We start from the raw sequence: 14,795 nt of genomic DNA, 5'->3' as shown, positions 1-14,795 counted from the left end.
ATCTATTCAAAAAAATCCAACAAATTGAAACTAATCTAATAAGTTAAACGTATAGAAAGATAGAAAGGAAGTGTACATATGTTTTTTGAAGATATGATGTTTTCATTTGCTCCGATATTTATTGGTCTGGTATTTATTATTGTTTTTGGATTTATCATTTTCACCATCATATCGACTATTTCACAGGGCATTAAAAATAAAAATTCTCCACTTCTTACAGTCCCAGCGGAAGTCGCCGCAAAGCGCATTCATGTTCAAGGTGACCATTCCCACACTACATATTATGTAACTTTTGAAGTACAAAGTGGAGATCGTATGGAATTTAAGGTTGAGGGCAGTGAGTATGGACTGCTTGTTGAGAAAGATCTCGGGTTACTATCTTTTCAAGGCACGCGTTATATATCCTTTGAACGCCAAAGATAAGAAGAAAAAAGAACGAATTGCTAGAATTCGTTCTTTTTTCATTTAGATTGAAGCTTCAGTTGAAAAGAACTTAGCTAAATGTTGTTCACGTTTGTCGAGTACAATTTGTTCTAGTGTGATGCCTTGTTCACGAAACACGTCAATGTTCTGTAGGATAAATTCATCGCTGCCGACAATATAATATAAACCTTCTTGATCAGCAGCAAGTTTTTTCACTTCTTCATAGTAATCGTTTCGATTATCAACGAATTCGGCAGTGAAATTCTTTACAGGGTCAGAAGTAAATACATCTGTAAATAAGAAGTTTCTTTTTGAATCGATGTTAAGGGAATGAATACTTTTTACGTTTTCAGGTTGATTCAAATAAGTAAGTACTAGTGGTCTGAATGTTGCTAGACCAACACCTGAAGACAGCAAGTAAATATTTTTGTCTTGTCTTTTTAGCGGTACATTTGAATGAATTTTAAATAATGCCACTTCATCGCCAACGTTAAGATTTCTTAAGATTGATTTAAATTCAGAACATTGCTCTTTAATACGCGTTGTAATGCCAATCGAATTTTCAGCTGGTAACGTGCAGATGGACATGTGACGAACTAAGCCTTTGTTTGGCTTTTCACCTTCATTAAACCCTTTTAATGCAAGGTGAGTGTGGGCACCTTCTTCCCAAGTAAAGCCTTCCGGTATATCAAGTAAATAAGTTTTCACTTCAGATGATTCTTCAATAATTTTATTAATTTTCGTCCAGTAAATTTTTCTTTCCATTTAAAAGTCTCCTAACATCATATAATCATATCTACTACACTAGTATACTAAAAATGATAATCATTCTCACGTTATTTTTTATTTATTTTGGAAAGTTTTATGTAGGGATATTTAGTGTACGAAAAATAGTTTTTCTATGTTAAAAGTTTGATTTCAGCAAAGAAAAAAGTATCAACGACCTCAGATTTGTCAATGATATGACAAGAGGAGGTGTTGATACTATGCAACAAGAAATTCTTTGTGAGGTTAATAACTGCCAGTATTGGGCTAACGGGAACAAATGTAGTGCTGAAAAAATTTATGTAGTAAGCAACAAAGGTAAAGAAGCATCTACTAGTGAGGAAACAGATTGCAAAACATTTAAACCTGAGAACTAATGTTTTTTCAGAGGTAACCAACCGCTATTGGTTACCTTTTATTATTTATATTATTGATAATAACTCTCATTTTCATTCGTTTTTATTGAATTATTTTTTTCTCCGAGCTAAAATCTAATTTTTTTAATTTATTTATTAACAGTGAATGGGATTTTTCCATTTTATCTTCAATATAATCTAACGAATAATAACCGCATGGGTCCGCTAACTCACCAAGTGCGCGGGATAGGTTATCAACCACCATCAATAGTTCCTCAGATTGACTTTGTTCTTCCCTTAAATTAATTTCATCCATAATTTTATGGGCAAGATGTTGAATACGTTGTAAACGCATTTCTTTTGTCTGCACAAATTTCCTCCTTTGTTCAGATATACAAATCATTATATGGCGGACACTTGGGGTACATGAGTTGAATTGTCTATCAGAATCGGGACATTTTATTTTGTTAATTAAATGAAACATTTTGCAGTCCTTAAAATAAGGGCTTTTTATTATGTTCCTTAAAGGGTAAGCATTGAGTTAAAAAAAGTAAACGAAAGTTAACATAGAATGACAACTTTAGTTGGTGGAGTATCTCATGAAATAGGGGATAATAAATATTTTTATAGGATGCTTTTCTGAAATAAGGAAAGCATCTTTTTTTATTTATGGATGCTTTTAATTTTAAGTTTCTAAACCTTCCATTAAAATAAAGTGACTATATATAAACCACACCAACCACAAGACCGGAAAAATACATAGTGGGTGGACCTTTTGAATTCCATACAGAAATGTAAAAATGTAACCAAGGGGATGAATCGAGTGTTTAACGATTTTCAGATTACGGAAGGCCGTCCTGTTTATATACAACTGAAGGAATATTTGAAACGAATGATCACAAACGGGCATCTAATCGAGCATCAAAAACTTCCATCCACCCGTGAACTCAGTTCGCTATTATCCATTAGCCGAAATACGGTTTTAACAGCCTATGCAGATTTGGAACAAGAAGGACTAATCTATGCGGTCAAGGGTAAAGGGAACTTTGTTAGTCATGTTGAGACCTTTAAATCTCCATCCATCCAATTAAATTGGTCGGAAAAAGTCAATGAAAAAACGTTCTTAGCAGAAGAGTTGGATTTGATGAAACATCGTGTGCGCTGGAATAAAGAAATGATTTCTTTCACGAGTATTGCACCTGATGAAAAGCTTTTTGATGTCGAAAATTTTAAAAGAGCTTTCTTAAATCGGCTGTCCATAGAAGGGGATATCGTGCTGAACTATGGCTATGCAAAGGGCTATAAACCACTTATCGACTACTTGCTTCACTACATGGAAATTAAAGGGGTAGACACTCGAAACAAAGACATTTTAATTACCAATGGATTTACAGAAGGAATGGATATTATTTTATCTTCTTTCAATAAAAAAAGCGGCCGAGTTCTTTGTGAAAATCCAACGAATGATTCTGCTCTTAAACTATTCCGATTAAATGGATTTGAGATTGATGGAATTGAGATGGAAGATGATGGTATTAATGTTCAGAAACTTAAATCTTGTTTAGCAAATAAAGAATATGACTTTGCCTACTTCATTCCGTCCTATCATAATCCAACTGGAATCGTGACGTCCTCACAAAAAAGAAAAGAAATTATGGATTTGTTTTCCGACTATCAGGTGCCGATTATCGAAAATGGATTTAATGAAGAATTACGATACTCCGGGTCACATCTTGCATCCTTAGCTTCTTTTGCTGGTCAAAGCAATAATGTGATTTATATTAGCAGCTTTTCTAAAATTCTATTTCCGGGCTTACGGATTGGCTGGATATTAGCAGACAAAGAGCTAATCTATTACCTAGAAAGTATGAAAAGAGCGCGAACGATTCATACGTCTACATTGGATCAAGCGGTGTTATATCAATATTTGAATGATGGATACTTTGAGAAGTATTTAAAGAAAGCGAAATCCGTCTATAAGAAGAAGTATGAATTGACCGTTCAAGCATGTAAGAAATATATCCCTTATAAAAGAATGACTGGTGATGGAGGACTCCATCTTTTTATAGAGTTAGAAAATCATATCGACTCCCGAGAACTGTTAGAAAAATGTACTGAAAGAGGTGTCGTTTTCTTACCAGGGAATGTGTTCCACACAGACAAAAGCGGGAACCATACGTTACGGTTAGGATTTTCGAGGCTAACAGAAAAAGAGATTATTCAGGGCATTCAAATCATCGGAGACACGATAAAAAATCATTATGGAGGCTAGAAAAATGAAAGTTGGCGTTATTATGGGAGGCGTTTCTTCAGAGAAACAAGTGTCAATCATGACTGGTCAAGAAATGATCACCCATTTAGATAAAAATAAATATGAAATTGTACCAATTATCTTAGAGAATAAAGAAGATTTTGTAGGCTTAGTGGAAAAGGTAAAGAATCTTGATATTGCATTACTGGCGCTCCACGGCAAATTTGGTGAAGACGGCACAATCCAAGGTGCACTTGAAACGATGGGTGTTCCTTATACAGGAAGTGGTGTCCTGTCTAGTAGCTTATGCATGGATAAAAATCTTTCCAAAAAAATTATCCGCTTTGAGGGCGTACAAACAGCGGATTGGCTTCACTCTTCAAATGGTGAAGAACTTCAAATGGATGAACTAGACAAAATGGGTTTCCCACTCGTTGTAAAACCGAATTCAGGCGGTTCAAGTGTAGGCGTTAAAATTGTTTATGATAAAGATTCATTAGTGTCAGCAATTGAAGAAGTATTCAAGTGGGATGAAGAGGTAATTATTGAACAGTATATTTCAGGGGATGAAATTACGGTGAGCATTCTAGATGGCAAGCTGTTACCGGTCATTTCCATTCGTCATCAGGGTGAGTTTTTTGATTACACTTCGAAATATGATGATGCAGCTACGATTGAAGAGGTGATGCAACTTCCTTCAGCAATACAACAACGCGTTGCTTTAGCTGCAATGAAATGCTATCAATCTTTGAAATGTAGCGTTTATGCGCGGGTTGATATGATGATTAAAGATGGTATTCCATATGTAATGGAAGTAAATACGTTGCCAGGGATGACGAAAAATAGTCTGTTACCAAAAAGTGCACAGGGAGCAGGTATTCCTTATCCGAAGTTACTTGACTTAATTATTGAACATTCACTTAAAAAACAATAAAAATTACTAATGAAGGACCTAACTTTAGTCGTTAGGTTCTTTTTTTGTAAATTTCAATAAAATGAAAAAATTACTTGACATTGTAAACTATGTACTAGTAAAATGCTATTTTTAATAGATTGATGTGAGAAGAAGAGTCATAGTATTTAAATTTTAAAAAAAAGGGGAATGACATTTTGGATAGAAATAAATTTTCAGCCATTGCCCATCGAAATCATGCGTTTAGCAATCCGATTAGTGAATCGAAACTAATGAAGTTGGTGGAGATGGTATCTTTAAATCCTCATGACAAAGTAATTGATATTGGTGCTGGGAAATGTGAATTACTTATTCGTCTTGTAGAAAAATTCAATATTATAGGTACTGCAATCGAATTGTATGATGGAGCCATTGAGGATGCTAAGAAAAATTCAAGCAGTCGAGTAACTGAGGGCAGTATCAAATTTATTCTTGACGATGCGAACATTGCCACTGAAAACTTAGCTTACGAAAAATTTAATTTAGGGATCTGTATCGGTTCGACTCATGCTTTAGGAGGATTAGAAAATACGCTTCAAAAAATGAAGAGCATTATTAAAGAGAATGGTTATATTCTAATCGGTGAGGGCTATTGGAAGAAGCGTCCAAGTGAAGAATATTTACAAGCCCTTGGAGGTGCAAAAGAGTCGGATTTGAAATGGCACCATGAGAATGTAAGTTTGGCTGAAGAGTTACGGTTAGTTCCACTTTGGTCCTATACAGCTAGTGACGATGACTGGGATGAATACGAATGGCTCTATTCCTCGTCTATTGAAGACTATTGCCACGAAAATCCCGATGATCCAGATTGTATGGCAATGCTGGAGAGAATCCGTGCATGGAGAAGAACTTACTTACAATGGGGCAGGGATACGTTAGGTTTTGGGTTGTATTTATTCCGTAATGCTAATTACTAAAGTTAATTGTTTATATTTGACAAAACAGAACATATGTTCTAAAATTGATGTATCATTAAATTTGTGATTTCAAATTAAATAATCATATAATTAATTAACCTTGTTCTTAAATATGGATAAAACTCACTTCAACATTTCTTACTTAGTATTTAGGAGGAATATAAAAATGACAAACTCGATCAGATTACGTTAGCAAATTTTTAACCAAAATTAATAAAATAGAGAAGTGAGTTGTTTATATATGAATACAGTAGAAAATAGAGTTTATGAAAATTGGCGAAGGAATATCATCCTCTTTCTAACAAGCCAAACAATATCCCTTTTTGGATCGATGTTAGTTCAATATGCCATTATGTGGTATATTACGCTAACAACGGAATCCGGTATGATGATGACGGTGTTTATACTTTGTGGCTTTCTTCCAACCTTTATTTTGTCACCGGTTGCAGGGGTTTGGGCGGATCGCTATAACCGTAAGCGATTAATCATGTTAGCGGATAGCCTTATTGCATTTGCTACGTTAATCTTAGCTATTCTATTTTTAATGGGGTATGATGCGATTTGGTTATTATTTGTGATGGCTGCTGTTCGTGCATTTGGAACCGGAATTCAGATGCCTGCAGTTGGTGCCATTTTACCGCAAATTGTTCCAAAAGATATGTTAACGAAGGTAAACGGGATAAATGGCAGTATTCAAGCAATTATGATGTTTGTTTCTCCAATTGTCAGTGCGGCACTATTAGGTTTTGCTCCACTAGAAACGATCTTTTTTATTGATGTTATTACGGCTGCAATTGCAGTGTTGACACTTCTTTTCTTCTTAAAAATTCCTGTACATGATAAAGCGGCGGACAAGCAAACAACAAGTTACTTTAGCGATTTCAAACTAGGTTTACAATATGTGAATAACCATAAGTTTCTAAAGAGTTTCTTCCAATTCTTTGCCGTATTTTTTGTCTTAATGGCACCAGCGTCCTTCTTAACACCACTACAGGTAACACGAACTTTTGGGGATGAAGTATGGCGTTTATCAGCAATTGAAATTGCCTTCTCCATCGGCATGATGATTGGTGGCGGGGTCATCGCTTCCTGGGGAGGCTTTGAAAATCGCATTAAAACATTAGGATTTGCGAGTGTAATCATGGGTCTCTGTACATTTGCACTTGGAGTTGTTCCTAACTTTTGGATTTACTTTGCCTTCATGCTGTTATTCGGCGTCGCTATGCCAATCTTTAACACACCAGCAAATGTACTGTTGCAAGAGAAAGTGGAAGAAGATTTTTTAGGAAGGGTATTTGGGGTAATGGGGATGATTTCAACTTCTATGATGCCCCTGGGAATGCTCATATTTGGCCCAATTGCAGATTTCATCAAAATTGAATGGCTGCTAATTGGAACAGGTATATTCATAATCATACTAGCCATTTTATTATGGAGAAACAAAGGATTACTCGAAGCAGGAAATCCAATATCAAAAAAAATTTAATATATCATTTAAGTGAAACGGATTCTGATTTTGGAATCCGTTTCGTTGTTTATAAATTGTGGATTTACAAGTGTAGTAGTTATCTAAAAATTTAAAACTATTTAAATATGATAATTTTTATAAAAATCTGATACTAAAATAGCAATATCTCCACTTTAATTAGAGTAAGGCTACAAAAATGACTTTTCTGAATAGAATATATATTTAAATTTCTTCTATTATATATAGTTTCAATATACAACAGCTTAAAAGATTGACACTATTGTTATATAACAAAAATAATGCTAGGATATTAACCACACAGAATCTGCGAAAAAGATTCATAATAATTAGACAGTTTAGAGAGAGAACAAGGTGATTTTTGAATGAATGCAATAACATTAGTGATTGGAGCAATCTGTATTTTAGTCATTACTTACCGATTTTACGGTATTTTCTTTACAAAGAAAGTATTAAAAATAACAGATGATACTCCAACACCCGCACATGTCAATAATGATGGAAAGGATTTTGTACCAACCAATAAATGGATTGCATTTGGACATCACTTTGCAGCCATTGCAGCAGCTGGTCCATTAGTTGGTCCAATATTAGCAGCCCAATTTGGTTATCTACCAGGCTATTTATGGTTACTAATAGGGGCAGTAATTGGTGGAGCAGTTCACGATGCTGTCGTTTTATTCGCATCTATGACAAAGGGTGGAAAATCACTTTCCGAAGTGATGAAAGAAGAATTAGGTCCTGTTGCAGGTTTCTGTACAGGTTTAGCTATGTTATTTATTATTACGATTACGATGGCTGGGCTATCGATGGTTATTTTAGGGGCATTGTCAGACAATCCATGGGGAACTTTTGCCGTTGCTTCAACTATTCCAATTGCCATGATTATGGGGTTAATGAATAAATTTCTTGGAAACATTAAATTATCTACCATAGTAGGTGTAGGATTACTATTATTAGCGGTATTTTACGGACCTGCTATTCAAGGTACTTGGTTTGGAGATTTATTAACATTAGATAAAGCAACACTATCACTGATTTTACCGATTTACGCATTTTTTGCAGCAGCTTTACCAGTATGGTTTTTACTGGCACCTCGAGACTACTTATCAAGCTTTATGAAGATTGGGGTATTTGTCGCGTTAATTATTGGAGTATTTATCATCAATCCAGTTATTCAATTTCCTGCGTTTCTTCCAGATTTCATTAACGGTGGACCAATCGTAGCGGGTCCGGTATGGCCGTTCGTATCCATTACCATTGCGTGTGGTGCGATTTCTGGATTCCATGCATTTGTAGGATCAGGTACAACACCTAAAATGTTAGATCGTTGGGAAGATATCCGCATTGTTGGGTTTGGGGCAATGTTAGTAGAGTGTGTTGTAGGTGTTATGGCGTTAATTGCTGCGACTGTTTTACATCCAGGGGACTATTTTGCAATTAATGCAGCTCCTGAAAAGTTCGCACAATTAGGCATGTCGGTTGTAGATTTACCAGTTCTTTCTGAATTAATTGGTATTGACCTTGAGGGCCGTACAGGTGGAGCTGTTACATTAGCGGTAGGTATGGCTTCCATTTTCTCAGGTGTTGAATGGTTTAGCCATTTAACAAGTTATTTCTATCAATTTGTTATTATGTTTGAAGCCGTATTTATTTTAACGGCAATTGATGCTGGTACACGTACAGCACGTTATTTAATTCAAGATTTCTTAGGGAATGTGTACAAACCATTGAAAAAGACGGATTGGCTACCAGGTTCCATCGGTGCTAGTGCCTTAGCATGTCTATTGTGGGGGTACTTACTAAACTCAGGTGATATCGCATCGGTTTGGGCATTATTCGGTGTATCGAATCAGTTAATGGCATCAATCGGCTTAGTATGTGGTGTAACATTTGTACTGAAAATTGCAGATAAACGAATCTATGTATTAACATGTTTTATTCCACTTGTGTACCTATACGTGACAGTAAATGTTGCAGGTTTCTGGATGATCAAAAATGTATACTGGAATGAAGCGGCGAGTGGGTACAATATGCTAAATGGTATTTTATCTGTGATTATGTTAGTTCTTGGACTTATCATTGTCATTACATCTGTTATTAAGTGGAAAGAGCTTTGGGCACATCCACGTTTCAAACGAAAAATGGCAGTAAAAAGTTATTAAAACAAGAACGGGTTTACTAGTGTGATAGCTAGTAGACCCGATTTTTTAATTATTCGCCTTTTCAAGAGCTAGCTTTATACCAAAACCAATAATGATGGTACCTGTGATGCCTTCAATTAGATTTTTAGCTAATGGCTTTTTCATAATGGCACTAATGACATTAATTAAATAAACATAGATGAATAGCCAAATAGCAGACAATACGGTAAAGGTAATCCCCATTAAAAGGAATGGAAAAAAGGTGTCGCCACCAGGTTCCACAAATTGAGGGAAAAAGGATAGGAAAAAGATTGCCACTTTTGGATTTAGTAGATCAGTTAGGAATCCTTGTTTAAAGCAGGATCTGTTTTCACTTTGATGTTTAGTATTCATCTCAACTGTAGGTGCATCATCCTTTTTAATTAAAGACCATAAAATCTTCATACCTAAATAAATTAAGTAAATGGCACCCGCATATTTAAAGATAGAAAATAAAATAGCTGATTTCACTATGATAGCGGAAAGTCCGACAACAGCAGCAAACGTATGGAAAAGCAAAGCACAAATAATACCTAAAGATGTTTTAAGCCCGCCAATTCTACGAGAGAAAAGTGTATTTTTCGTAACAATCGCCGTATCTGGACCAGGTAAAATAATGAGAAAAATACACATCAGGACAAATAAAAAATAGTTCTCCACATTCGTACTCCTTTTTAATTAGAATAAATATTCAATGTATGTAATTTATATACTGTATTATATAAAAATAGTATTGTTTGAACAATTTGAATTTTTAATACTCTTGAATAATAGCAGGAATTGCTGTATTGCCAAAAACACGATAAATAAGTGAAGTAAATGTAAGTTGGGAAACGGATTCTAATTGATTCCGTTTTTTTATTGGATGAAAAAGGGATATAATGAGAATATATGGAACTATTTTTAGAAAATATTAGTTTAATTAATAGATAATAACTATGGATGGGAAAAGGGGAATTGATTCATGCAAGATGTACTCATATTAGGTGGGACTCAGTTTTTTGGTAAGAAACTTGTTGAGAGATTGCTAGCAGATGGGAAAAATGTGACCATAGCAACACGTGGGCTTACGGCAGATTCATTTGAAGATCGGGTGACTCGTTTAAGGATAGACCGTGAAGATGAAAAGAGCATTTTTACTGCTTTCAAAGACGGACAATGGGATGTTGTATATGATCAAACGTGCTATTCTCCATTGGAAATAAAGGCGACAACAGAAGCCTTAAAAGGGAAGGTGAAAAAGTATATCTTTACATCTTCTCAAGCTGTCTATGAATACGGTACGAACCATAAGGAAGAAAATTTCAATCCGACCTTTTTTACTTTTACGTATAAAGGACGTAGAGAATATCCTGGGTACGCTGGGTATCAAGAGGCAAAGCGAGCATCCGAAGCAGTATTGTTTAACGAAATGCCATTTGATGTTGTGGCAGTGCGTTTTCCAATTGTCGTAGGGAAGGATGACTTTACGGAAAGGGTAAAATTTCATGTAGAAAAAGTGATAAACAAAGAAGCTATTGGAGCGAAGGATTTTGATGTTCGATTCAGCTTTATTTCATCTGATGAGGCTGCCGATTTTCTATATAAAATGGGCGAATCTGATTTTACTGGAGTTATCAACCCTGGAAGCCGGGGGGATATATCTTTAAGAGAACTGATTCAAAAAATTGAAAGCCATGTTGGTAAAAAAGCAATACTGACAACAGAAGTGTCGAGTGAAAATGCATCTCCATTTGGATTGGATGGATCGTGGTCAGTGAATACCGATAAGGCTGAGAAACTAGGGTATCAATTTACGGATTTAGATGAGTTACTAAACGAACTTATACAATTTTATTTTGTTAAATAAAATCTACAATGGGGGCCAATCGATGGGAATTAATTTTCATAATGACGAAAATCGTAATTCTTATACAACTCGTGATGCAGATAGTTCTTGGAAACAAACGATTAATAATATTGTAGACATCAAGAAGATTACGAATGCATTGGATATTGGTTGTGGAGGAGGAATTTATTTAAAGGCACTATCAGACATGGGGATTCCATCAGTGACGGGAGTCGATTTTTCCAAAGTGATTCTTGAAGGGGCAAGAGAAAACTGTAAAGACTATCCAAACATCACGTTCAAGTATGGGAATGCATTTGATACAGGATTAGAGAATAGTAGTTTTCAATTAATCCTTGAAAGAGCCTTGATCCATCATCTTGACGATTTGTATTCTTGTTTTAAAGAAGCTTATCGATTGTTAGAAGAAAACGGGATTTTCATTATTCAAGACCGAACGCCAGAAGATTGTTTATTGCAAGGTGACCGCAACCATATTAGAGGTTATTTCTTTGAAGTCTTCCCAAGATTAGCTGAAAAGGAAATGAATCGTAGACACGATAGTTCACACGTCATTGAGAAACTAAAGGATGTTGGGTTTAAAGAAGTAGAAGAAATAAAGTTATGGGAAACACGAAAAGTGTATGGTACAAAAGAGCAATTACTAAACGATTTACGTAATAGAACGGGAAGAAGTATTTTACATGAACTAAATGATGATGAGCTAAATTTATTAATCGAACACATTGATCATTCACTTGCGATTGATACAGATATCGTAGAAAAAGATCGATGGACAATTTGGAAAGCAGTTAAATAACGGTATAAATTAATAGGAAAATGGGTCATTTTATCAATAAAGATAAAGTGATTCTTTTTTATTTTGCCAATACGGAGGTAACAAATGGATGTCCTAGATTGTATCGTGATAGGTGGAGGTCCTGCTGGGTTAAGTGCGAGCTTAACGCTAGGAAGGGCTAGACGAAAGATTGCCTTATTTGACGATGGAACGAATCGCAGTAGAGTGACACAAGCATCTCATGGATTTATTACGCAAGATGGAATTAAACCCAAAGAGTTTAAGGAGACTGCATTAAAAGAGTTAGAAAATTACCCAACAGTCTCTTATTTTAAAGAAACCGTAACTGAAATTATCAAAGCTAGTGCGAATGAACGATTTACCGTCAAATCATCGACTGGCAAGGAATTGGTAGCAGAAAAAATCGTTCTCGCCACGGGTATCCAAGAAAGATTTTCAAACCCAAAGATACGTGAGTTTTATGGGAAAAGCTTATTCAGTTGTCCATTTTGTGATGGTTGGGAGCAAAGAGATAAACCGTTAGTCGTGATTGCAGAAAAAGAAGAGCACATCCTGCATTTGACGAAGATGGTATATAACTGGTCGCAGGATTTGGTCGTCTTAACAAATGGCAATCCATTATCGAAAGAAGGCCAATTAGAACTAGAAAAACACGATATCAAAATTATTAAAGAAAAGATAAAAGACTTAATCGGAAATGATGGGTACTTAGAAAAAATAGAGTTTGAAAATGGAGAATCGATTAAAAGGTCTGGGGGTTTTGTTGCCCCATCCTATTATCGACCAAATCATTTCGCAGAAGCTCTAGGCTGTGAATTGGACGAAGAAGGAATCGTCAAAACCGATCATGTTGGGAGAACATCGCAAAAAAATGTCTATATTGCAGGGGAAACGGAAAGGTCCAAACCCGCTTCTATCATGATTTCAGCAGCAAAAGGGAATAAAACGGCAGTTTCTGTCATTACGGATATCATTATGGAGAGGTTTTGATAACATCAATTAACAAGGCATCGAGAATCGTTCCTCAATGCCTTGTTAATATTAGACTCTAAATTGATTGATTTCTTCTTGAATTTCCATAGCGCCTTGACTTAGTGATTTTGTAACTGTGTTAATTTCAACCATAGTAGCTGATTGTTCTTCTACTGCCGCAAGCACGTGACTAGATTGCTCTGCTGTAACATTTGCAGTTTGTGCCATTTCTGAAACAGAAGCAGATACTTCCTCTGTACTAGCAGATATTTCTTCTGATGAAGCAGACACTTCTTGGATTTGAGAAGTCATTTCTGTAATTGCTTCAAAGATATTGCTAAATGAAGTTTGAGCATTATGTAGATAATGAACACCTTGGTCTACATTTTGTACCGTTAAATTTACGCTGTCTTCAACTATTTTTGTATCTTTCTGGATTAGAGAGGTTAAATCAACAATTTTTGAAGCAGAATGTTTTGATTCTTCTGCAAGCTTACGGACTTCATCAGCCACAACAGCAAACCCTTTTCCATGTTCCCCAGCACGAGCTGCCTCAATTGCGGCATTAAGGGCAAGGAGGTTCGTTTGCTCCGTAATATTTGTTATGACTTTAGTAATGTTTTCGATTTCAGCAGATTGAATGCTCAATTGTTTAATTTTTTCCCTTGTTTCATGTGATGAATGTTGAATGACAGACATTTGATTTTCCGCTACTTGAAGAGTTTGACCACCTTCAGTAGCCATTGATTGCATATCCATTGCTTGTGATTGTAAGTTTTGAGCAGCTTCAGCTATTCGTGCTACCCCATGAGCCGTTTCATCAGTAGCAATCGCACAATCGTTGCCAGTCGCTGCGGCTTGAGCTCCACCTGAAGCAAGATGCTCCATGCGACCAGCAATATCCTTCGTTGTTACCATTACTTCGTCCGTACTAGCTGCTAATTGCTCAGCAACAGCAGTTGTATTGGAAACATTCATCGATACACTACTTATTAGTTTAGATAAGTTTCCTTTCATTGTGTTAAATGCCTCTGCAAGATCATGTATCTCATCTTTTGTTTTAACGACAACATCTTCTTCACGTAAGTCTCCCGTAGCAATAACATTTGCAGCGTACGTTAAACGTTTTAGTGGAACGGTAATATTTCTTGTAATTATAAGTCCTAAAACGACTGCAACCACTGTACCTACAATAGAGATGATGATTAAAAGAGTAGTACTAGTATCCGTACTCTTCTTAGTACTTTCGGTTGTTGAATTCATTTGTTTCGATTGGAAATCAACAATGTTATTAATAGATTGTTGGATCGCTTTATTTGCTGGAACAGCATATGTAAAAAGTATCTCTGTCGCTTTATCAATCTGATTACTGTCAACAGATTTAATTACGTCATCTACATAACTTGTATACACTGTTTGCTGTTCTTTGATTATCTCAATCTCCTTTTTCATTTCCTCATCTACAAATAGGTGATCAATCAAATCAATTGATTCTGTTATTATATCTCTTTGTGCATAGAGACTTTCTAAATCAGTGGCATCTTTACGAAGCACATAGGAACGAAGATATAAACCTTGCAATGAAGTGGCGTTTTGAATTTTTGATGATTCAACTACTTTATAGACGCGATCATCAATTAAATAACTATAATCTTTATCTATTTTTGACATTTGAAATCCGGAAAATACCGCAACACCTATAAGTATTAAGGTGATAATCCCAAAACCAGTAAATAGTTTCTTCTTGATAGACATATTGTCTTACATCCTTTCGTGATGTTATAGTAAAATTATCACAAATTATAGCAATAAAATATCTAGGTATTCAATATCATTTTATTT

Annotated in this window: 14 protein-coding genes; 10 read left to right on the top strand and 4 right to left on the bottom strand. The window is 35.4% G+C overall.

Features of this window, described 5'->3' with window-relative positions; translation table 11 throughout:
• Positions 1-78: 78 nt before the first annotated feature.
• Positions 79-423, top strand: coding sequence for a DUF2500 domain-containing protein (locus NKR20_RS08875; RefSeq protein ID WP_121215203.1), 345 nt, complete (start codon positions 79-81; stop codon positions 421-423).
• A gap of 42 nt (positions 424-465) precedes the next feature.
• Here the strand turns inward: NKR20_RS08875 and NKR20_RS08870 are convergent, their stop codons facing one another.
• Complete coding sequence (locus tag NKR20_RS08870; RefSeq protein ID WP_253425506.1) at positions 466-1,188, bottom strand: dihydropteridine reductase; 723 nt, start codon at positions 1,186-1,188, stop codon at positions 466-468.
• A 221-nt stretch (positions 1,189-1,409) separates the two neighbouring features.
• Between NKR20_RS08870 and NKR20_RS08865 the strand changes: the two genes are divergently transcribed.
• A complete protein-coding gene (locus tag NKR20_RS08865; protein WP_121215201.1) occupies positions 1,410-1,565 on the top strand; it encodes a DUF1540 domain-containing protein in 156 nt (51 codons plus the stop codon).
• 82 nt (positions 1,566-1,647) lie between these two features.
• Here the strand turns inward: NKR20_RS08865 and NKR20_RS08860 are convergent, their stop codons facing one another.
• Positions 1,648-1,914, bottom strand: a complete 267-nt coding sequence (locus tag NKR20_RS08860) for a hypothetical protein (RefSeq protein WP_253425503.1) — start codon at positions 1,912-1,914, stop codon at positions 1,648-1,650.
• Positions 1,915-2,367: 453 nt separating this feature from the next.
• On the opposite strand from NKR20_RS08860, the gene pdxR reads away from it, so the two are divergent.
• The 5 genes from pdxR (at position 2,368) to NKR20_RS08835 (ending at position 9,315) form a co-directional block, all read left to right on the top strand.
• Positions 2,368-3,816, top strand: a complete 1,449-nt coding sequence (gene pdxR, locus NKR20_RS08855) for a MocR-like pyridoxine biosynthesis transcription factor PdxR (RefSeq protein WP_341967197.1) — start codon at positions 2,368-2,370, stop codon at positions 3,814-3,816.
• 4 nt (positions 3,817-3,820) lie between these two features.
• A complete protein-coding gene (locus tag NKR20_RS08850) occupies positions 3,821-4,729 on the top strand; it encodes a D-alanine--D-alanine ligase (RefSeq protein ID WP_253425500.1) in 909 nt (302 codons plus the stop codon).
• A 176-nt stretch (positions 4,730-4,905) separates the two neighbouring features.
• Positions 4,906-5,664, top strand: a complete 759-nt coding sequence (locus NKR20_RS08845) for a methyltransferase domain-containing protein (protein WP_253425497.1) — start codon at positions 4,906-4,908, stop codon at positions 5,662-5,664.
• Between the two features lie 241 nt (positions 5,665-5,905).
• Positions 5,906-7,150: an MFS transporter gene (locus NKR20_RS08840; RefSeq protein WP_253425494.1), complete on the top strand. Its 1,245-nt coding sequence runs from the start codon at positions 5,906-5,908 to the stop codon at positions 7,148-7,150.
• 365 nt (positions 7,151-7,515) lie between these two features.
• Positions 7,516-9,315: a carbon starvation CstA family protein gene (locus tag NKR20_RS08835; RefSeq protein WP_121215191.1), complete on the top strand. Its 1,800-nt coding sequence runs from the start codon at positions 7,516-7,518 to the stop codon at positions 9,313-9,315.
• Between the two features lie 45 nt (positions 9,316-9,360).
• Here the strand turns inward: NKR20_RS08835 and NKR20_RS08830 are convergent, their stop codons facing one another.
• A complete protein-coding gene (locus NKR20_RS08830; RefSeq protein ID WP_121215189.1) occupies positions 9,361-9,993 on the bottom strand; it encodes a LysE family translocator in 633 nt (210 codons plus the stop codon).
• Positions 9,994-10,297: 304 nt separating this feature from the next.
• Between NKR20_RS08830 and NKR20_RS08825 the strand changes: the two genes are divergently transcribed.
• The 3 genes from NKR20_RS08825 (at position 10,298) to NKR20_RS08815 (ending at position 12,971) form a co-directional block, all read left to right on the top strand.
• Positions 10,298-11,182, top strand: a complete 885-nt coding sequence (locus NKR20_RS08825; protein WP_253425492.1) for an NAD-dependent epimerase/dehydratase family protein — start codon at positions 10,298-10,300, stop codon at positions 11,180-11,182.
• A gap of 22 nt (positions 11,183-11,204) precedes the next feature.
• Positions 11,205-11,981, top strand: coding sequence for a class I SAM-dependent methyltransferase (locus NKR20_RS08820; protein WP_253425489.1), 777 nt, complete (start codon positions 11,205-11,207; stop codon positions 11,979-11,981).
• 84 nt (positions 11,982-12,065) lie between these two features.
• Positions 12,066-12,971 carry an NAD(P)/FAD-dependent oxidoreductase gene (locus NKR20_RS08815; RefSeq protein WP_253425486.1) on the top strand — a complete coding sequence of 302 codons (906 nt, stop codon included), beginning with the start codon at positions 12,066-12,068 and terminating at the stop codon, positions 12,969-12,971.
• A gap of 51 nt (positions 12,972-13,022) precedes the next feature.
• Here NKR20_RS08815 and NKR20_RS08810 read toward each other — a convergent pair whose 3' ends face one another.
• Positions 13,023-14,708, bottom strand: a complete 1,686-nt coding sequence (locus NKR20_RS08810) for a methyl-accepting chemotaxis protein (RefSeq protein ID WP_253425483.1) — start codon at positions 14,706-14,708, stop codon at positions 13,023-13,025.
• Positions 14,709-14,795: the final 87 nt, after the last annotated feature.

It is taken from the genome of Ureibacillus endophyticus (assembly GCF_024159215.1).
Lineage (GTDB): Bacteria > Bacillota > Bacilli > Bacillales_A > Planococcaceae > Ureibacillus > Ureibacillus endophyticus.
The sequence above is the reverse complement of the archived record's forward strand: the minus strand, read 5'-3'. Positions and strand labels throughout refer to the sequence as shown.

Coding starts and splice junctions, on each gene's coding strand:
- NKR20_RS08875 (WP_121215203.1), top strand. CDS start 79: ATGTTTTTTGAAGATATGATGTTTTCATTTGCTCCGATATTTATTGGT.
- NKR20_RS08870 (WP_253425506.1), bottom strand. CDS start 1,188: ATGGAAAGAAAAATTTACTGGACGAAAATTAATAAAATTATTGAAGAA.
- NKR20_RS08865 (WP_121215201.1), top strand. CDS start 1,410: ATGCAACAAGAAATTCTTTGTGAGGTTAATAACTGCCAGTATTGGGCT.
- NKR20_RS08850 (WP_253425500.1), top strand. CDS start 3,821: ATGAAAGTTGGCGTTATTATGGGAGGCGTTTCTTCAGAGAAACAAGTG.
- NKR20_RS08840 (WP_253425494.1), top strand. CDS start 5,906: ATGAATACAGTAGAAAATAGAGTTTATGAAAATTGGCGAAGGAATATC.
- NKR20_RS08835 (WP_121215191.1), top strand. CDS start 7,516: ATGAATGCAATAACATTAGTGATTGGAGCAATCTGTATTTTAGTCATT.
- NKR20_RS08825 (WP_253425492.1), top strand. CDS start 10,298: ATGCAAGATGTACTCATATTAGGTGGGACTCAGTTTTTTGGTAAGAAA.
- NKR20_RS08820 (WP_253425489.1), top strand. CDS start 11,205: ATGGGAATTAATTTTCATAATGACGAAAATCGTAATTCTTATACAACT.
- NKR20_RS08815 (WP_253425486.1), top strand. CDS start 12,066: ATGGATGTCCTAGATTGTATCGTGATAGGTGGAGGTCCTGCTGGGTTA.
- NKR20_RS08810 (WP_253425483.1), bottom strand. CDS start 14,708: ATGTCTATCAAGAAGAAACTATTTACTGGTTTTGGGATTATCACCTTA.